The organism is Clostridium fermenticellae, from assembly GCF_003600355.1.
GTDB classification, from domain to species: Bacteria; Bacillota; Clostridia; order Clostridiales; family Clostridiaceae; genus Clostridium_AV; species Clostridium_AV fermenticellae.
The window spans coordinates 1,360,986-1,381,148 of the sequence record NZ_CP032416.1 but is presented as its reverse complement, the minus strand read 5'-3'; the positions used below and the strand labels follow the sequence as shown (position 1 = coordinate 1,381,148).

General features: G+C 31.2%; 19 protein-coding genes and 1 CRISPR repeat array. Of the genes, 1 reads left to right on the top strand and 18 read right to left on the bottom strand.

The features are described from left to right. Window positions 1-60: 60 nt before the first annotated feature. A complete protein-coding gene (locus D4Z93_RS06595) occupies window positions 61-1,158 on the top strand; it encodes a hypothetical protein (protein ID WP_119971583.1) in 1,098 nt (365 codons plus the stop codon). A gap of 51 nt (window positions 1,159-1,209) precedes the next feature. Here the strand turns inward: D4Z93_RS06595 and D4Z93_RS06590 are convergent, their stop codons facing one another. The 18 genes from D4Z93_RS06590 to D4Z93_RS06510 all read right to left on the bottom strand — a co-directional run bounded on the left by D4Z93_RS06590 (window position 1,210) and on the right by D4Z93_RS06510 (window position 17,512). Continuing rightward, window positions 1,210-1,866: a hypothetical protein gene (locus D4Z93_RS06590; RefSeq protein WP_119971567.1), complete on the bottom strand. Its 657-nt coding sequence runs from the start codon at window positions 1,864-1,866 to the stop codon at window positions 1,210-1,212. Between the two features lie 114 nt (window positions 1,867-1,980). Then, window positions 1,981-2,745, bottom strand: coding sequence for a sulfite exporter TauE/SafE family protein (locus D4Z93_RS06585; protein WP_119971564.1), 765 nt, complete (start codon window positions 2,743-2,745; stop codon window positions 1,981-1,983). Window positions 2,746-2,801: 56 nt separating this feature from the next. Next, entirely contained in the window at window positions 2,802-3,095 is a 294-nt protein-coding gene (locus D4Z93_RS13475) for a methyl-accepting chemotaxis protein (RefSeq protein WP_243105989.1), read from the bottom strand. Window positions 3,096-3,101: 6 nt separating this feature from the next. Continuing rightward, complete coding sequence (locus D4Z93_RS13470; protein WP_243105988.1) at window positions 3,102-3,623, bottom strand: hypothetical protein; 522 nt, start codon at window positions 3,621-3,623, stop codon at window positions 3,102-3,104. A gap of 111 nt (window positions 3,624-3,734) precedes the next feature. Further along, window positions 3,735-4,670: a 3-hydroxyacyl-CoA dehydrogenase family protein gene (locus tag D4Z93_RS06575; protein WP_119971562.1), complete on the bottom strand. Its 936-nt coding sequence runs from the start codon at window positions 4,668-4,670 to the stop codon at window positions 3,735-3,737. A gap of 316 nt (window positions 4,671-4,986) precedes the next feature. Beyond that, on the bottom strand, window positions 4,987-5,175 hold the full coding sequence (locus D4Z93_RS06570; protein WP_119971559.1) for an excinuclease ATPase subunit: 189 nt from the start codon (window positions 5,173-5,175) through the stop codon (window positions 4,987-4,989). A gap of 26 nt (window positions 5,176-5,201) precedes the next feature. Next, on the bottom strand, window positions 5,202-6,731 hold the full coding sequence (locus D4Z93_RS06565) for a sigma-54 interaction domain-containing protein (RefSeq protein WP_119971556.1): 1,530 nt from the start codon (window positions 6,729-6,731) through the stop codon (window positions 5,202-5,204). Window positions 6,732-6,959: 228 nt separating this feature from the next. Then, the gene (locus D4Z93_RS06560; RefSeq protein WP_199798416.1) at window positions 6,960-7,805 is read right to left on the bottom strand and encodes a beta-keto acid cleavage family enzyme; all 846 of its coding nucleotides are present in this window, start codon (window positions 7,803-7,805) and stop codon (window positions 6,960-6,962) included. A gap of 30 nt (window positions 7,806-7,835) precedes the next feature. Next, entirely contained in the window at window positions 7,836-9,011 is a 1,176-nt protein-coding gene (locus D4Z93_RS06555) for an acetyl-CoA C-acetyltransferase (protein ID WP_119971553.1), read from the bottom strand. A gap of 34 nt (window positions 9,012-9,045) precedes the next feature. Next, window positions 9,046-9,708, bottom strand: coding sequence for a 3-oxoacid CoA-transferase subunit B (locus D4Z93_RS06550; protein WP_119971550.1), 663 nt, complete (start codon window positions 9,706-9,708; stop codon window positions 9,046-9,048). Beyond that, complete coding sequence (locus D4Z93_RS06545; RefSeq protein ID WP_119971548.1) at window positions 9,708-10,361, bottom strand: CoA transferase subunit A; 654 nt, start codon at window positions 10,359-10,361, stop codon at window positions 9,708-9,710. The genes D4Z93_RS06550 and D4Z93_RS06545 overlap by 1 nt, the downstream gene beginning before the upstream one ends. A gap of 321 nt (window positions 10,362-10,682) precedes the next feature. Next, window positions 10,683-11,882: an MFS transporter gene (locus D4Z93_RS06540; RefSeq protein ID WP_119971545.1), complete on the bottom strand. Its 1,200-nt coding sequence runs from the start codon at window positions 11,880-11,882 to the stop codon at window positions 10,683-10,685. A gap of 243 nt (window positions 11,883-12,125) precedes the next feature. Continuing rightward, a complete protein-coding gene (locus D4Z93_RS06535) occupies window positions 12,126-13,064 on the bottom strand; it encodes a cyclase family protein (RefSeq protein WP_119971542.1) in 939 nt (312 codons plus the stop codon). Between the two features lie 69 nt (window positions 13,065-13,133). Then, window positions 13,134-13,922, bottom strand: coding sequence for an SDR family NAD(P)-dependent oxidoreductase (locus D4Z93_RS06530; RefSeq protein ID WP_119971539.1), 789 nt, complete (start codon window positions 13,920-13,922; stop codon window positions 13,134-13,136). 39 nt (window positions 13,923-13,961) lie between these two features. Continuing rightward, complete coding sequence (locus tag D4Z93_RS06525) at window positions 13,962-14,303, bottom strand: cupin domain-containing protein (protein ID WP_119971536.1); 342 nt, start codon at window positions 14,301-14,303, stop codon at window positions 13,962-13,964. A gap of 383 nt (window positions 14,304-14,686) precedes the next feature. Then, window positions 14,687-15,409 carry a polymer-forming cytoskeletal protein gene (locus D4Z93_RS06520; RefSeq protein WP_119971533.1) on the bottom strand — a complete coding sequence of 241 codons (723 nt, stop codon included), beginning with the start codon at window positions 15,407-15,409 and terminating at the stop codon, window positions 14,687-14,689. A 17-nt stretch (window positions 15,410-15,426) separates the two neighbouring features. Beyond that, window positions 15,427-16,056: a transcriptional regulator Cap37 gene (locus tag D4Z93_RS06515; protein ID WP_119971530.1), complete on the bottom strand. Its 630-nt coding sequence runs from the start codon at window positions 16,054-16,056 to the stop codon at window positions 15,427-15,429. 160 nt (window positions 16,057-16,216) lie between these two features. Beyond that, a complete protein-coding gene (locus D4Z93_RS06510; protein WP_119971527.1) occupies window positions 16,217-17,512 on the bottom strand; it encodes an L-cysteine desulfidase family protein in 1,296 nt (431 codons plus the stop codon). Between the two features lie 578 nt (window positions 17,513-18,090). Next, window positions 18,091-20,140: a CRISPR direct-repeat array (repeat unit 29 nt; unit sequence ATTTACATACCACATAGTTCTTATAAAAC). Window positions 20,141-20,163 lie beyond the last annotated feature (23 nt).

The window sequence follows — 20,163 nt, the reverse complement described above, 5'->3', positions numbered from 1 at the left end:
GTATTCATCTAATTTATAATCTATTAAGTAATCTTAAAAGATAAGGAAGCGAAAATTAATATGATGAATATTATTAAAACAGCATTTATAACTATAATAATATCAGTTATATCTGGACTGTTACTAGAATATTGTAAAAATTTAGCGCCTAGAATATTATGCTCAATCGGAAATGGCGTTCCAGTAAAAAAGAATGGCAAAAAGTTTTTTTACTATATTGTTACTGTTAGAAATTTGTCTAGTAAAACAGTTCATAAGTTAACCTTAAACATACAAAGTGCTGAAAGCAGATTAAAGATTACAAAAACAAGAATGACGGGCGGTTTAAAATTTACCCCATCAATACAAGACAATAATATAAATATTGATATACCTTTTTTTAGTAAAGATGACGAATTCTCAGCTAGAATATATGTAGAAAATGAATATGAACTTTGTGATAAACCAATTGTTACATTAAGATCACCTGAAAAATTTAGAGAAGTAAATTCTGGGAATTCAACTGAAGTATCATCACTATTTGGTAAAAATACAAATAATACAGCTCCTGCTTCAATGAAGCAATCTAAGTCAGTTCCAAATAGTGACCCTAAAACTGGAATTGCAAGAAATATTAAAAATAAGGCACATTCTAAAAATACATTTAATCCAAAAAAAGCAGTCATAGCTATGATATCAGTTATTGTTCTTATAGGTGCCGGTATTTTTGTCAAATCCTATTTCAGCGGAAACTCAAATGACCAAAATACTCATGTTTCTAAAAATAGTAATTCAGACAAGACATCCAATAATAGTAACAATAAATCAACTAAATCAGAAAATAAAAACGCTCGGACTACAAATGCAACACAAAATAGGACTACAAATGGTACAAGTTCGAATACATCTTCTACTTCAAATAGTAATAATTCAGATTCTAAATCAACTGATTCAAACAATAATAAATCAACTGATAATTCGAATTCGAAAACATCTTCCACAAGTTCTGATCAGAATTCAAATTCGTCTTCTGGCAGTACAAATCAAAATTCGAATTCCAATAAATCATCAGATGAATCAACTGGAAATTCAAACTCATCTTCAAATGGAACAAATGGTGGAAATTCCGGACAGAATTCATCATCTTCAGATAGTTCATCACAAAATACTGGTAATTAAAAATATACTCCAAATACTGGAGTATATCTTTTTTATACCATACTATAAAAATTAGTGTCTATCTAAGACATTATTATTCATAAAATAAACAAATCCTCCACCCTGCTTTGTAGTATTATACCAAAGCAGAAGATCTATTTTCTTTATGCTCCCGCCATCTAGTATATCTACAAATATACGATCCTTAATATCTGAACACTCTAACGAAATTATGGTAACCCAATGCCAGCTATCAAGGCAGTTTTCTTTTCCATTACAGAGATTTAAAAATGCAACAGGTGAATCATTTGATAATGCATTTTCTAAAAATTTTATTATCTCTAATATTTGGGGGCGCTTATCCTTATCCTGTGGTACATCACAAACATAACATTTTACATCCACATTATTAGATTTGGCATATTTTAATACCTTATCACAAAACATCTCAGCAGATGGTATTCCTCTATCAGTCGGTGTAACATATTTCCACACACTTTCCATAAACATAATCCAGTTTTTCTTAACATTTAAATTTTTCCCTAAGTCTATACGATGTGAGATACAATTTAAATAGAATATAATATTAGATGCCGCAGTAGGTCCACATCCTGAACGTCTTTGCCATTCCGTATGATACCATTCTTGATTCCCACCAAAATATATCTTATTAGACCCTTCATCCGACAATTTAAATAAATTTAAATTAGATATTGACCTTTTAATCATATAATCACCTCGTTTATTAAAAGCATTTATCTGAGATTGTATAAAGATACATTTATTATATACTTTATTATTGTAATTGATATGATAAAATAGTTCAATAACCAAAAGTTTATTTTATATTAATAGCTTTATTGCTCCTATCGCCGTTACAACTAAAATAATCTTATGGAATAACTTTTCATTAATTTTTTTGATGAATAAAACCCCAAGCAGCGCTCCTACTGCTATAGCAGGTATCATACTTACTGCAAAAAAAATTGTTTTTAGGTGGATATTATGCCAGAATATGATTTGCAGTGGAACCTTAGATGCATTCATAATAAAGAAAAACCATGCAGTTGTACCCATAAAACCATTTTTCTTAAAACCCTTAGCTAATAAATAGACACTAAAAATTGGGCCCGATGCATTACCAATCATAGATGTAAAACCACAAAGCATACCTGTTAATGCATAAAGAATATAACTTTGAGGTATTTTAAAATCTTCCCCTTTTCTTTCGGTATAAATTAAAATAAATAAACATATTAAAACAGAAATCGCTATAAATATCTTAAACTGACTATCATTAACATAATTGCCGACTACAACGCCTAATATTAAACCAACTATTGTCCAAGGTAAAGGTTTCCTTATATTATTCCACTCTGCATGTCTATTATAATAATATAATGCAAAAATATCACCTAATATAAGCATAGGGAGCATAATTCCTGTAGATTCTTTTCCCCCGAATATACTTGCTATAATAGGTATAGACGGCATCATAAACGAACTTATACCAGTTTTTGAAAATCCAATAAAAAATGCTGCTAACACAATCCATAACCACTGGTACAAAGATAAATTAAATACATTGAATAAATGAACTATTTGCATTTAGCTTCCCTCTCTTCATTCCGAAGTTTTCATTTATATCTTATTAACAACTGTATCTATACTATTTTTGATAAATCTAATAATTTTCCTGAATCTGAAGTTATTTTTTCTAATACCGCAGTAATTTCTTCAGTTTCAGCTAATTGTTCCTGAGAAATTGAATACAGTTGTTCTGTAATTTTTCTAATATTTTCAACAGAATCATTCATAACCATTAGGGTTTTTGACACCCTTTCAGATGACCCACCAGTTAATTTGGCTAACTTTCTCATTTCACTCGCAACTACCGAAAATCCCTTACCAAATTCACCAGCTCTTGATGATTCAATAGATGCATTAAGTCCCAGCAAATTAGATTAATGTGCTACATTTCGTATCAAATTAAGAATTTCATAGCTTTCCTTAATATTTTCTTCTGCCTTTTGGGCAAATTTTACTATGTTTTCTACCATAACAAATAATTTTTGAGAACCATTACAAATTTCATCTACACTTGCACTTGTTTGCTGTAATGAAACTGACAAACTCTGAGATGCTTCTTCAATCTCAAAATAGCTTTTTAAACTTTTAGATATGCCAATAACCCCTATAATAACTCCCCGAGAATTTTTTATAGGATAAGTTATAGACTTAAAAGGAATACCATGTATCTCTTTAGATACTATCGTAGAATATCCCTTGCCATTCTTGATTGTTTTATATAATGGTTCTTCTACTAATAATTTATCACCTACTTTATGTTTCAAATCTATTGTATCTCCCGGACGATAATATAAGATATTAGTATTGTTTGCTACTGCTACCCCTATATCTTCATCAAGTATATCTTTAAGAACAGGCATAATCTTTAGAGATGCCTCAAGAATATTCTCCTCCAAATTTTTTCCCTCCTTATGTATTTTTTATGTTTATTTTAGAACCTACTATGCTTAATAAATTAAATATAGTAGGTTCTAAAATAAACAACTTCAAATATTTAGGAAATCTTTTTATTTATTATATAATACTTTCAGTAAATACTCTCTTAAACTTTCATTTGATTCTTTAACTTGTTCCGGAGTCCATTCCTGAAATCCCTTGCCGCTCTTAAATCCCAATTCTCCTGCTTCAACCATTTTCTTCAAAAGAGGTGATGAATCAGTGGATCTGTCAAGATACTTTAATATATAATTGTGTATCGATAAAGTTAAATCTGTTCCAACCATATCTGCATTTTCTATAGGTCCTAAATGAGGTAATCTTAATCCAAAACTATATTTAACTGCCTCATCAACCGTTTTAGCATCAGCAATTCCATTTTCAACTATTGATATTGCTTCCCTCCATAGAGCATGTTGTAATCTGTTAGCAACAAAACCAGGCACGTCTTTATTAACTCTTATTGGGTGCTTATTTGCTTTTGTAAGCAATTCTATAGTTTTATCCATAACTTCATCAGAAGTATAATTTGACTTAACAACCTCAACTAGAGGAATCAAATATGGTGGATTCCAAAAATGAGTTCCAACTATTCTGGATTTCAATTTAGCTTTTTCAGCGATCTCTGTAATACTCATTACAGATGTATTGGTTGCAAATATAGTATCTTTTCTACAAAAATCTTCAAGATTTTTAAACAAATTTTGTTTTAACTCCATATCCTCTGGAATACATTCAATAACAAAATCCGCATTCTTGGTAGCTTCTTTCATATCTTCAGTTAAAGTAATTCTTCCCAAAAGCTCTTCAATTTCTTCTTCTGTCACAATACCCTTGTCCTTCATTACTTTAAGATTGCCTTTTATTTTGTCCATACATTCATATTCAAATTTTTCTCTTATGAAAATAGTTACATTTAAATCTTTGCAACTTGCAAATACTTGAGAAATTCCACTTCCCATCATTCCAGGGCCAAATACCGTAACATTTTTAATCGAATTTTTCATAAAATAATACCTCCTAACATCTTATAAACTTATTATGCAGCAATTTATATGCCATATTTTCAATAATTTCTTTCAGATATGATTATAAAATCCCTTTATACGTGATATATACACTTTTTACTTAATTTTTTCAATATTCCTTAAATTATATTAATAAAAATTAATTGATAAAATGGTATATACTAATACAAATCCGAATTATTTATTTCTGATAATTTAAAACTGTTGAATTTATAGCATTTTTACTAATACAAAAATATATCATCTTAATAAGTTTTTGCATTACTTCTCCTTTTATATAGTTATAAAAGTATAATTAATCAGAGATATCTTCATACTCAATTTTATTTTCTGGTTCATTACAACCTTCACCAATTAAAACTCCAGAAACATGGCAAATATCACACTGTCCAAATACATCTTGTTTATCCGCATCTAAAGAATATTTGAATTTTTTGCCGCATTTAGGACATTTATAATACATAAAATATGCACCATAACTCATTATATACATTCCTCCTATTTAGCACATTATTTATTATTAAGTTTTATACCAAGTGCTTTTGCTTTTCTAAAAACTGTAGGCTGCGTAACACCCAAAACTTTTGCAGCTTTATATGTACTTCCATACTTTTTTAAAGCTTTTCCTATCATCTCTTTTTCTAACAAATTTATTGCTGATTTCAAATTTAAATTATCTGCCCCAATTTTTACCTCACTATCATTATTAATTCCCAGTACATTCTGCACACTACTACAAGTTATATAACTTTGATCATCCATGACTAATAATCTTTCTATAACATTTTGAAGTTCTCTAACATTGCCCGGCCAGTTATAGTTTTGCAAAGTCCTAACAGCAGTATCTTCAAAGCTTTTACTTTTACCATATTTTATATTAAATTTTCCTAAAAACAAATGTGATAGAATAGATATGTCTTTTTGCCTTTCTCTAAGTGGAGGTATTTTTATAGGTACAACATTCAATCTATAAAATAGGTCTTCTCTAAATTTACCTTTTTCTATTGATGCCTTTAAATTCTGATTTGTAGAAGCAATTACCCTTACATCTATCTTAATGCTTTTAGTTCCTCCGAGTCTCATTATTTCTTTTTCTTGAAGAACTCTTAAAAATTTCGATTGCAGATTTAAAGGCATTTCTCCAATTTCATCTAGTAGTATGGTTCCACCATTGGCAATTTCAAACATTCCTAATTTTTCTTTATTTTGAGCCCCTGTAAATGCACCCTTTTCATATCCAAATAATTCTGATTCTATTAAAGTATCTGGTATAGCCGCACAATTTACCTTTATATATGGCATACCTTTCCTATCACTTTTATCGTGGATTTCCTTCGCAACAACTTCCTTTCCACTTCCAGTCTCGCCCGTTATTAGAACTGTAGCGTCAGTTTTTGCAACATGGCCTATAAGCTCCTTTATATCTTTCATTTTATCGTCTTCTCCAACCAAATTTTCCTTTTCCCAATACTTATTTCTAAAATATTCTAATTCATTCAGATACTTTTTACTGGTTTTTTCAACTTTTTCAAGATCATTCTTAAGCTTTATTATCTCCGTCAAATCCCGCATAACAGTTAATATTTGAATTATTTCTCCATTTTCACTTAAAAAGGGATTCCCTGTTATTAACACTTTTTTATTATTTTTATTTATTGTTGACAATGCACTAATTTTTTTCTTCTGCTTTAAAACTTTAAAAGATACAGCCTCACTAAAATATTCTTTATCCAGCAGTTCACGTATATTTCTTCCAACTATTTCTTCCTCTTTTATTTCGGTTATTTCAGTGTATCCTTTGTTTATTGCTATTACAATACCTTTATCATCTACCAGACACATTCCATCAGAAATAGCATTCCCTACATCAAATGCATCAAATACACGCAAGTTCATTTTATTACAATTTTCTCCTATCTTACTCTTATAAAAATTCAAAATTTCAAAAGTTGTTGCATCTACCTCTATATTTTCTAAATCTTTCAAATCACTTAAATTAGATTTTAAGATTTTGTCAATTTTAAACAAATATTTATTCATTGTATTACTCCTAACCCTTAATTTATAATATTTCACTAATATTATTATAGTTTTACTTTAGTTAAATCAAAAGTTTATTGTCGAATTATCTGTTTAAATTTTATGCAAAATTTGATACCTTAAGAAATTTTATATAAAAAGCATTTCTTTGGGTTCACGTTTTTTAAAACAATCAAAGAAATGCTTTCTAAATCTATATATTATTGAAAATATACTATAAAATAAATTTTACTTTGAAAAATCACATACTCTTTTAAGTCCTAGTATTTCTCTTGTATCAGCTGGAGTTGCTATCTCATTTCCCGATATTTTAATAATATCTGCAGCACGCTTTACTAATTGCGCATTTGATTTTGCAAGTACTCCAGCGCTCCACATTACATTGTCTTCCATACCAACTCTTAAGTGACCGCCTAGTGCAACTGTAGCTAACATTATTGGAACATGCTGTTTACCAATTCCAAGTGCTCCCCATGTACTGCCTTCTGGTAACAATCCTTTTAAATATACCAAATTCTCAACTGTAGCAGTAGATCCGCCAGCTGCTCCTAAAACCAATTGATAATGGCAAGGTGTTTTTAATACATTCTTTTTTACATAATATAAAGAATTATAAATCATACCTGCATCAAATATTTCAATTTCTGGTTTTACATCAAGCTCCTGCATTGTCATTCCTAATTCTTCTAAGAATTTTGGATGATTTATAAATAGACTATTATGCATCCAGTTCATTGAACCGCAATCATAAGAAGCAATTTCAGGTCTAATACTTCTTAAATGAGCCTGCCTTGTTTCATCTGTTGCATTTAAATCACCAGAAGTTGTACAATTAATAACTATATTGCATTTTTTCTTTATCAAATCAACAGTTTCCTCAAATTTAGTTTTATCCATTGTTCCATTACCTTCGTCATCTCTCATATGAAGATGACAAATTGCTGCTCCAAGTTTATAACATTCATAAACGTCATCTGCAATCTCCTGTGGAGTCATAGGAACATTAGGATTATCCTTTTTTTTCGGCCATGCACCAGTTGGTGCAACTGTAATAATTGTTTTTTTCACTGACATTTTTATACCCCTTTTCTTGTTTTTTAATAATTACATCTCTATAATAATAGCGGTACCCATACCACCACCTATGCAAAGTGTTGCTAAACCTTTCTTAGAGTTTCTTTTCTTCATTTCATAAAGTAATGTAGTGAGTATTCTAGCTCCTGATGCTCCAATAGGATGTCCAAGTGCTACCGCCCCTCCATTTACATTAACCTTGCTCATATCAAATTTCAAATCCCTGGCAACTGCCAAACTTTGAGCTGCAAATGCCTCGTTTGCTTCTATCAAATCCATATCATCAATAGTTAAATTAGCTTTTTCCAGAGCTTTTTTTGTTGCATAAAATGGTCCATATCCCATTATTTTTGGATCCAGTCCTCTTGTTCCATATGAAAGTATGGTTGCCATAGGTTTTATACCAAGTTCCTTTGCCTTCTCTTCACTCATTATTACTAAAGCTGACGCTGCATCATTTATACCTGATGCATTTCCTGCGGTAACTGTCCCATCTTTCTTAAATGATGGTTTCAATTTTGCCAATCCCTCAATTGTGGAACCAAATCTAGGAAATTCATCTGTATCGAATACCTTTTCACCTTTTCTATTCTTTATTGTAATTGGAACTATTTCATCCTTAAACTTTCCACCCTTTATTGCAGCTTCTGCCTTTTGTTGTGAAGATAATGAAAACTCATCCTGCATTTCTCTTGTAATTCCCCACTGCTCTGCTATATTTTCTGCTGTTATTCCCATATGATACTGGTTGAATGCATCCCATAATCCGTCCTGTATCATTTCATCAACTAATTTTCCTTCTCCCATTCTCTCGCCCCATCTTATCTTATTCAATATATAAGGGGCTCTCGACATATTTTCCATTCCACCAGCAACTATAATATCTTCGTCTCCGGTTTTTATTAACTGTGCTGCCAGGCTGACTGCCCTGAGTCCTGATCCACAAACCTTATTTATTGTGAATCCCGGTACTTCTTCTGGAATTCCTGCTTTTATAAGTGCCTGTCTTGCTGGATTTTGTCCAAGTCCTGCCTGCAGTACATTTCCCATTATAACTTCATCTACATTCTCAGAATTTACATTTGCCCTCTTTAATGCTTCTTTTATAACTGCTGCTCCCATATCAACTGCTGAAACATCTTTTAATGTTCCTCCAAATTTTCCTATTGCTGTTCTAACAGCACTTGCTATAACTACTTCCTTCATCAATAAACCTCCTATAATTTATGTTAAATAATTTTTATGCTTCCATTGTTTTCAAATTTTCATCAATTATTAAATCAGCTTCGGTAGCAGCCAATATATCTTCTATACCTACTCCATCAGCAATCTCTTTTAATATAAGTCCATCTTTTGTAACTTCCATAACTCCTATTTCTGTAACAATAAGACTTACCTTTCCTACTGCCGTAAGAGGCAATCTACACTGCTTTAATATTTTTGGTTCTCCTTTAGCCGTTGTATGTGTCATTGCAATAATTACTTTCTTTGCTCCACTAACTAAATCCATGGCTCCTCCCATACCTGGAACCATTTTACCAGGAACCATAAAATTCGCTAAGTTTCCTTTTTGATCAACTTCTAATGCCCCTAAAACAGTAGCATCGACATGTCCACCTCTAATGATTCCAAAGGATACTGCACTATCAAAGAAAGCTCCTCCTTCTTTAATAGTAACAGGCTGTCCTCCAGCATTTACTATATCTTTATTTTCCTGTCCTTTTTGAGGCGTTGATCCTAATCCTACAAAACCATTCTCTGACTGCAATGTTATATCCGTATCTTCCGGTATATAATTAGCAACCATCGTAGGAAGTCCTATTCCAAGGTTTACTACATCGCCATCTTTTAATTCCTTTGCAATCCTCTTTGCAATAAATTGTTTAGCCATTTTACTATCCATTAATTTTCACCTCCAACTATATAATCTACAAATATACCCGGCGTCATCACGTTATTTTGATCAATTTCTCCAACTTCTACAAGTTTTTCTGCTCCTACTATAACTGTATCCGCAGCAGTTGCTATTAACGGGTTAAAATTTCTTGTTGACCCATTATAAAAAATATTACCTTTTTTATCTACTATAGATCCACCTAATATAGCTACATCTCCCCTTAACGGTAATTCTAAAAGATATTCCTTATCTTCAATTTTTATCTTTCTCTTTCCTTTTTCCACAATAGTACCTACTCCAGTTTCTATTAAAAATCCACCTATTCCGGAACCGCCGCATCTTATCTGCTCTGCTAATGTTCCCTGAGGTATTAGTTCTACTTCTAACTCATTAGCCTGCATTTGTCTGCCAGTTTCAGAATTTAAACCAATGTGAGATGCAATTACTTTTTTAGCGCGCTTATTTGCTATAAGTTTTCCAATCCCCTGATTTGGAAAACCTGTATCATTTGCTATTATTGTCAAATCCTTTATACCGTTTTCAACCATTGCATCAATAATAAGTTCAGGAGTACCCGCTCCCATAAATCCTCCTATCATAATGGTCATTCCATCTTTTATATATTCCATTACTTCGTCAATACTTTTGATCTTATTCATTATTTATCACCTTCATTATTAATGTATATTTTATAAATTATATAAAGCAATTTACATGCCAAGGTAATACATAAAGTAATATTATTTTTTTAAATTCACCTAATTACTGAAAATACTAGCCTTTATTTATATTAATTTTTAAAAAATTTATTGACAATATAATATCAATTAGAACATTATTTACGCTACAATTCATATTTGTATTAGTTATATAAATAACAATTTTTAAATTGCCTGTTTATTATTATTTGATTTAATACAAGAATGTATTGTTTTGATGCATTTTGGTATTATTAAAATGTTTTCATGAAATATATATTATTATTCTTGTACTGTTTCTATTACTAGTTCTTTCTTAATTCTTGCTACTACAAAGAAGGCTATAACTGTGCAAATAGCTAACCCAATAGCACAAATTCCATATAAGCTTCTAAAAGCTTCAATTCCTGTTGTAGCTGATATTAAAAGCTGAACAAATGGTGAGGATAAAAATCCAACATGAATACCAGCAGTTACAATACCATATGCAGCGTCTCTTTTTGCTAATTCAACTTTTTGAGATGTCAAATTTAAAATATAAGGTGGAAGCAATCCAGAGCCAAATCCAATTAAGCAATTTGCAACACATTGAGTTGTAAAATTATGAGTAAAGAACATTACTATATATCCTGCTGCAAAAATTGCTACAGCTATAGGAACCAAAAAATTTCTCGTTTTATGGTAAAAGTTTGGAAAAACTATTCCTGATATAATGCTGATTCCTCCCGGCAGAGAAATTGCTATACCAATCATCCAAGGTAATCCTATATGCTCAGACGTCATAAATAAAGCAGTGTTATTAATATTAAATGCAAAGAACATCCAGTTAACAGCCATAAATGCAAGTAAAGCGTAAACAATTTTTGGAACTCCCGTGCCAGAAAACTGTTCACTTGAAGCATTAATATCTTGAACAACTGGAGGACATTTTGGTAATCCAGCCATCGCAACAAACATTATAAGAATACAAACAAGGAAACATAAAAATGGATATCTCCATCCAAGTGTTAAAATAAATCCTACTGCTATACTATCAATTACATTAGCTACATTCGCTACACTAGTCGTTGCTCCAAGCATTCTTTCCCTTTGGGTTCCTGTAAATAATTCTGCAATTATAGAATTTGGTAAAGGTAATACCATTCCGACTCCAATACCTGTAATCAACCTGAATATCAATACTTGATGCAATGTACGACAGAAAAATGGAGTTACACCAGCAATTCCATAAATGAGCAAGCCTAGTACAATTAAATTTTTCTTATCATATTTTCTAGCCAACTTTCCTGAAATTATACTAAAAGGAATAGATGCAATAAATGGCATAACAACAACTAACTGTAATTCAAAAGTAGATGCAGTAGGAAATGCTTCCCCTACCTTACCCAAAATTGGAGCAACTACTGAAAGTTCATATATCCAAACAAATGGTATTAATAAAATTGTAAAAATATTAAATTTTGATAATTTTATGTTACTCATAGTAACCTCCTTGACATTTTATTAACAATTGACAATATACTTCGTTTAATTGTCAATAAAAATTTTGAATTTATTTTCTAAATATTCTTTAAACTAGTAATTACTGAAAATCTAATATATAATAAGGTTATAATCTATAATATATAATTAGACTTGCCTACAATAAATCTATTGTATTGAATTTATTATAGACAAGTCTAGCTTGTTTTACGTCAAATTATTTATTTAACCATTAGTTTAAGATTAAAGGCCTCCATATGTGTAAGTTCTATCTGATACGCCTTTATTTACATCATCCTCATCTATTTCTGCAACGCAGCGAACCATAGATCCATCACCCATATACCATCTTATTGGTAAGCATAAGAATCTGAATCGTTTTCCGGATACCTTGTCTAAATCTCCACCAAGATTTTCAACTCCAACAATACCATGTCCTAATAATTCCTTATGGCAAGGCTCCCATGTTCCCCAGCATCCAATTGCTTCAAGATCACCAAATTTAGCGTCATATGCTTCTTTTCCATGAATTCTTATATATTCTTCTTTATCAAATTCAGCATATGCTTCTTCACCAAACTGCTCTTTGTATTCTTCTGTAATTGGTTTTCCTGATGCACCAAGTAGGTTCATACGAGTAGCTCCATTATTACCCATAGCAGTATGAAGTGGATGGTCAAGAGCCTGTAAATCCATAGCAACACATTTAACTTTGTGCTTTACAAACCATTTTCCTGCTTCAACACCTGTTCCACATGAATAATGATAGTATTCTTTTGAATCATCAAATTTACGATGCATTCCTGTATTTAAGCAAACAACCATTCCCTCTAATTCTTCTGGTTTGATATTTGCACGTTTACAAGCGTCTTCAAGATGTTTTGCTGTGATTAATCCCCAACGCTCAACTTTAATTTCTAAGCAAACTGCATCTCCCATGTATGCATCAACTGGCATTTCGTGAGTATAACGAGCACGTTTTCCATCAAATTCAATTTCCATAACATGACGTGGGGCATCACAATGTGTACCAGTATGTTGTACACAATCAATTCTTTGTGTAAGAACTCCACCTTTTGCCATTGTATGCATAGAATCAACTACTGGTTTTGCAAAATAAGGCCAACGTGGTATCTCTGCACTGAACGGATGTGTTAAATCTATATAAACTTTCTTTCCCATTTTTATATTCCTCCTAATATATTACATTTATTTATTGTTCTATGTTTTAATTTGCTTGCTAAAATTGAACTAATTAGCCCAATATCCACCTTCTGTAGCAATATTTGCACCTGTCATAAAGTCACTTGCACTTGATGCAAGAAATATGCATGGTCCTATGAAATCTTCAGGTTCTCCAAGACGTCCAATTGGAAGACGTTTTAAGAAATTTTTGTAAACAGCACTTCCAGTATCAAACATCCACTCAGTTAAATCTGAACGGAATACTGTTGGATTAACTGTATTAACATTTATACCATATCTTGCAGTCCATTCACATGCAAGTGATTGAGCCATAAGATCAATACCAGCTTTTGCTGTACAATATCCTGTATAGTTAGCCATACCCATCTTAGAACGAGCAGAAGATACCATTATAACCTTTCCGCCTTTTCCCTGATCAATCATTTGTTGTCCAACATATTTACAGAACAACCATGTTCCCTGAACATCTGAATCCATAATTTTCTTCCATTCAGTTAATTTCTGCTCTACTATTGGTTGAGGATTATTATATCCTGCTGCTGTTACTAATACATTTATTTCTCCAAATTTAGCAACTGCATCTTTAACAACTTTCTGAACATCTTCTTCTACTGCAGGATCTCCTATTGAATATCCACACTCTATTCCTGCTAACTTCAATTCATCACAAAGTGCTTTGCATTTTGTATCTCCACGTCCTGTGATAAAAACTTTCATTCCTGCATGTCCATATCCAAAAGCAACTGCTTTTCCAAAAGCACCTGTAGCACCAGTTATAAGAGCAACTTTTCCTTTAACGTCGAATAAATTATTTACAAATTGCTTTTCAACCATTTTGTCATCTCCTTAAATATTTAATCTATATAAATACTATTATTTATAGCTTATAATCACTAATACTGTAGCTACAGTATTTGTTTCATTAATCATTTCTCTTCCTTCATTTGGTCCTATAAAAATAGAGTCATTCTTTTTAAGTACAAATGTTTCAGTTTTTGATTTTACTGTGATTTCTCCATCTAATATAAAGTATATTTTTTCAGTAGGTGAATCTTCATAAGCATACTCAGCTCCACCACCTGGTAAGAAATATGACATTCCCATCCAGAATTGTTTTGCGCCTGTTTCTTCTGTTCCATGCAATTTCATTGATCTCATATCAAAGTGTAATGGAGCAAGATATGGTGATACATCTTTTAATTGGACTTTTTTCATTTTAACTTACCTCCTCAGGTTTACTATTCATATCTAATTTTGTTTTTTACACAGATATATTAAGCAAATGACATGCCAAAGTTTTAAAAGACTCATAAAATTTTATTTACATTTTTTTAATATCCCGCAAAGCATTGATTTTACCGTAAAAAATTTTTTTAACAATCAATGAAAAATTTATTGTTAAAACCTAATCAATGAAAACGTTTGATATGATATAAAAAAGTTTTAATACAAATTTAAATTACTCTTTATTAAAAAAGTCAGAAAAAGCATTATACTTATGCTTTTTCTGACTTAATTCAATATTGTATTACACAATGTGTATTTGTATTAATATAAAAAAAACTAATTATATTCTTATAATACACATTATTTTTAACTTAATCTATTTTCTTGCATATTGTCTTAGACGTGCTGTCAATATTTACTTTATTTCTATATTCTATAACTTCAATATCGCAATTATCCCCTATTACAACATTATTTCCTCTTACTATCTTTGCTGTAGTATTTTCTAAAAATATATCATCACCTTCTATTGTACCTGCTTCAAGTCTTCCACCATTTGCAAAAAAATTCAGCATTTTAGTAAAAAGGCGTCTTCTCCCCAATTTTACTTTTATGTTTTCTCCCCCTATATCTTTTACCCTACAGCTTCCACACATCTCTACATCAATATTTCCTGCATTTAATAATCCTCCTATTTTAAATTCTCCTCTCACATTAAAGTTTTCTGCCTCACAGTCTCCATTCATGAAAACTGTACCTGATATTTGTACTTCTTCTGCATGCAAACTACCACCAATATCAGATCCCCCACTTATTTTCATTTTTTTCGTATCAGCATCACCCAATATATGCAATGAACCGCTTACTGTTATTTCATCAGCATTAATATTTCCTGATAGCTTAGTACTTCCGCTGATTCCAACCATATGAGCTTTGACACTTCCATTAGTAAAAGAAGAACCCGAGCACTTATAACTGTGACACTCTATATCACCTTCAACTTTAGCAGCTCCACTGATTTTCACTTCATTATATCTTCCACCATTAATATTACCTGAACCTGAAATTTTCATATCCACTAATTTTTCTTCCATCTTAAAAATTTCCTCCATTATAAATTCATTTTAGATTTCAATTCCTCTACACATTCTCTGGAATCTACTTTTAGTACAAGTACAGCCTCACTTTCAATATATATTTCATTCGGTACCAGCATCAAAAGACAAAATGCTACTCCAAATTTTCTTATGAGAACTACATCACAATACCTGCCATCAAAATTTTTGTAGTTTTTTTCTAAGGTATTCATGATAAGCTTTCCCTCTTCTAAGCTTGCCTTACCAGACTTAATAAATCTGTCCACAATATTCATGAATAATAACTCATTAAAGTAAAATCCCTTGCTTTCCTTATGAGTATCCTTATATAGATTTATGGCATTCTTAGAAACAATGTTTTGTTTGAGCACATCTTTCTCTTCCAAAAATACTGTTGATAAATTTGGAGAAAATATAACTGCAAGCTCATCCAATGATGCATCTTCCTTGAAGCTTTTAATTTTTTTTACTCTATCTAATATTTCATCCCTCGGGAAAAATGTTTCCTGACCTGTAAAACTTGATTTTTTTATAAACCATTCTTCAGGTATAAGTTTTTTTCGCTTCCATCTATATAATTGACCATAAGATATATCCATTATTTTAAGTAATTCTTTCTTGGAAATTAGATCTTCTTCCTTCATATGTTCAATCCTCTCTTTAATTGCTTCATAAAAATAGTGTAACATAACATTGTTACGTTTGCAATAGCTGATTATGGAAAGTTTAAATGCATATCAAACAAAACTTCATAAAAAATGCTCCATCCTTGATATAACAAGGGTGAAGCTTATAATTAAATTCTTATGAATTAATCTTTCTTTTGTTTTCAAAAATCTCTACAATAGTTTTTTCGGTACCAATCATTCCTGGAGATGCAATACAGCCCATATTCTTCATGGTTTCTTCAGGGGTTTTACCATTAATGCCATGTACATCATCAATATATATACCGTTCATTGCAAAATCCACAGCTTTATAGGCAGCATCTACAGCAACAATTCCTTTCATGGTACAACCCTGATTTCCACCATCACATATCATACCAGTAATACTACTTGCCATATTATTAATCACATGTATCATCATATCTACCGTCCCCCCTCGTAAGTATACCAGCGCGCAGGCCATTCCAGTACCGGCTGCTATTGCACAGCCACAGAAGGCTGAAAGTTTTCCAGAATACTCTTTAATATACATGCAGACTAAATAGCTTAATGCGGTAGCGCGAAGCAGCTGTTCTTCAGTATAATCATTTACTTTATAAGCTGCATACAAAGGCATGGTAGCTATAATTCCATGGGCACCTGAACCTGTAATGCTCATTGCTGGCTTATCCAAACCAATTACACGGGCTTCAATTGCCGCATTACACAGTAAAGATGCAGTAGACTGTTCATCTTTGGAGATTTCCTTTCCTTCATTGTTTTTTAAAAGATGCCTCGCAAATGTTGTTCTAGGATTCTTTAACCCTTCACCAAATAATTCCAGATTAACTTTATAAGCTTCTTTTATAAAACTTATTTCTTTAATATCAACAGTTGCAATATAATCATATAATTGCTGAAGAGTGTATTTATGTATATCAAATGTTCCTTTTGACAGCTCATCACCGTCGTCTTCTTTTTCACATCTTTGTTCCATTTCTATTTTTCCATTTACAGTAATCTTTGTGATATTAGTGTGAGAATCGTTAATAGTGACAACTGCTGTATCACTTTCAGTAACAACTGCAGCCTCTATAAATATTTTACTTGTAATTCCCTTAAGCTCTACTGAAACAGCACCAGCCTTTACCAGTTTGCTAGCTTCTATATTATCTTCCCTTGTTACATTTTCCAATGCTTCAAGGCCTTTCTCAGCATCTCCTGCCACATACCCAAGTGCCGCAGCAAAGACATTGCCAACCTCGCTGCTGTTTGGTATACCGCATGTAAATGCATTCTTATACATACCACTGTTCATTGCTACATTTATTTTTACTAAATTTCCTTTTGTATAGCTTCTCGCTTTCGCTACTGCAAAAGCAATTGCTCCTGGTTCTGTTACCCCTAATGCAGGCTTCATGTCATCTTTAATTAATTGCGTTAATTCATGCATAAATAATTCCCCCTTTTAAAAATTTCAACTATTTATAAGATATTTACGGTTTTGCATTTACATATTCTTCATTAATATATGATTTTATAAACGTTTATATATATAAGTATTTAGTAAATGCAATATCTTTAAGATAATTTTCATATGTTAATACTATAGAATTTAATACCTCTTCGATTGTCAATACCATCTACTTGAAGTTTATCTCTTATTTATCAACGGTAATATTCTATTCTATGAATGATTCATTTCTTGTTTTATTGAATACATGACTATTACTTTAGGTAATATATTATTTACCTTTTCTATAACTGGTTTCTTATCTTCGGGAACTCTTTTTTATTAATCTACTACTCGCACTCTTTAAACATTAATAAATTCAGTATATGTAATCGATTATAGATTATAACATTTGTTGCTTATCGGCAAGTGCTGTACATCTCCCACCTATAAAGTATGGGAGAATTCCACACAAGAGATTAAAATATTCTTCAGTTATATCACAATAATAACCATTGCATCCCGCATAGTTCTTATAAAATGTCCTTTAAATACTTTTTATAATATTATATTACCACATTTACATACCACATAGTTCTTATAAAACTGCCTGTTCTTCTTTTGTTGCAACTGTATAGCACTGATTTACATACCACATAGTTCTTATAAAACTAAAATATGGGCTACTTAAGCGAATTAATAATATAAATTTACATACCACATAGTTCTTATAAAACATGATGCTGATTTAATTCTTCCTATAGATGTTGCTGAATTTACATACCACATAGTTCTTATAAAACAACCATCTTCCCTAGAATAATCAGCAAGGCCATCAAATTTACATACCACATAGTTCTTATAAAACATTATAGATGACCCTTATAAAGACGCTGCAGATGCAATTTACATACCACATAGTTCTTATAAAACGTAGCGTGTCAGTCCTTTGAACCAAAGTTCCTTTAAATTTACATACCACATAGTTCTTATAAAACCATGATTAACCAAATTAGAGAACATGTAAATAGAGTATTTACATACCACATAGTTCTTATAAAACATTAATATTTTTATTTGCTTTTTAGCAAAAAAGAAAAATTTACATACCACATAGTTCTTATAAAACTATTAGTTTTCATCATTTACTATTGGCGGGCGAAAGATTTACATACCACATAGTTCTTATAAAACCACTTCTAATAATGTTATTAGATGAAAAGCATCATAATTTACATACCACATAGTTCTTATAAAACCAGATATCTGTAAAAATAGAGAGATATCCGTAAAAATTTACATACCACATAGTTCTTATAAAACCAGACAAGCTGTCTTTCGCCTATCAGCTTTTTACACATTTACATACCACATAGTTCTTATAAAACAAGCAACATAATTTATATGATTTAGTTGCTTAAAAGGATTTACATACCACATAGTTCTTATAAAACGAGATACTTCAGCTGTTATACCAACTACAATTCTTCATTTACATACCACATAGTTCTTATAAAACATGAAGTTGTTGTTAATGAAACAGAATGTACACTACATTTACATACCACATAGTTCTTATAAAACGTCTCCCATAGCTTGCTAACCAAATAGGTGTATCTGTATTTACATACCACATAGTTCTTATAAAACTGGGAAGTTTAAAAGTAATAGATAAGGAATGTAAAATTTACATACCACATAGTTCTTATAAAACTTGAATGTTTTCAGCCGATATATCGTTCCTTATAGCATTTACATACCACATAGTTCTTATAAAACAGTGTCTCGTTCCGGCACTTGTTAAATACGTACATGGATTTACATACCACATAGTTCTTATAAAACAGTGCAGTTTCTATTATAGCATTAAAACTTTCCTTATTTACATACCACATAGTTCTTATAAAACTGTGGCGTGTCTGAATTCCAGAGAGCCTTTAAGATCATTTACATACCACATAGTTCTTATAAAACATCCCTCTGAAGCTTTTTGTATCAAAACATTTGTGCATTTACATACCACATAGTTCTTATAAAACCCGTTTTGGATCCTAATGCTTGAAGTAGAGTTTTCAATATTTACATACCACATAGTTCTTATAAAACTTATCTGTGCAGGTGTTAAATCATCAGCCACCACACATTTACATACCACATAGTTCTTATAAAACAAGGCAAGGACTTATTACTCTTACTGAAACTCTTGGATTTACATACCACATAGTTCTTATAAAACCTTCTCCACAGATAGGACACTTCCCTATCTTAGAAGATTTACATACCACATAGTTCTTATAAAACCTTATCCAAATTATTAAAATTGAATCTCCTTCCGGAATTTACATACCACATAGTTCTTATAAAACTGTACTCCAGTTTCCTTGTGCATCTTGCACACCTTTATTTACATACCACATAGTTCTTATAAAACAGGGTAAATCTATATAATCAACTTCTATAGAATTACGATTTACATACCACATAGTTCTTATAAAACTTTGAGTCAAATCCTTACCAAATTGGTCTACATTAAATTTACATACCACATAGTTCTTATAAAACATATGCCATGTGTTATAAATGCTGATGGTTTATTTAAATTTACATACCACATAGTTCTTATAAAACCCCAAAATTCAAAAAACCCTAAA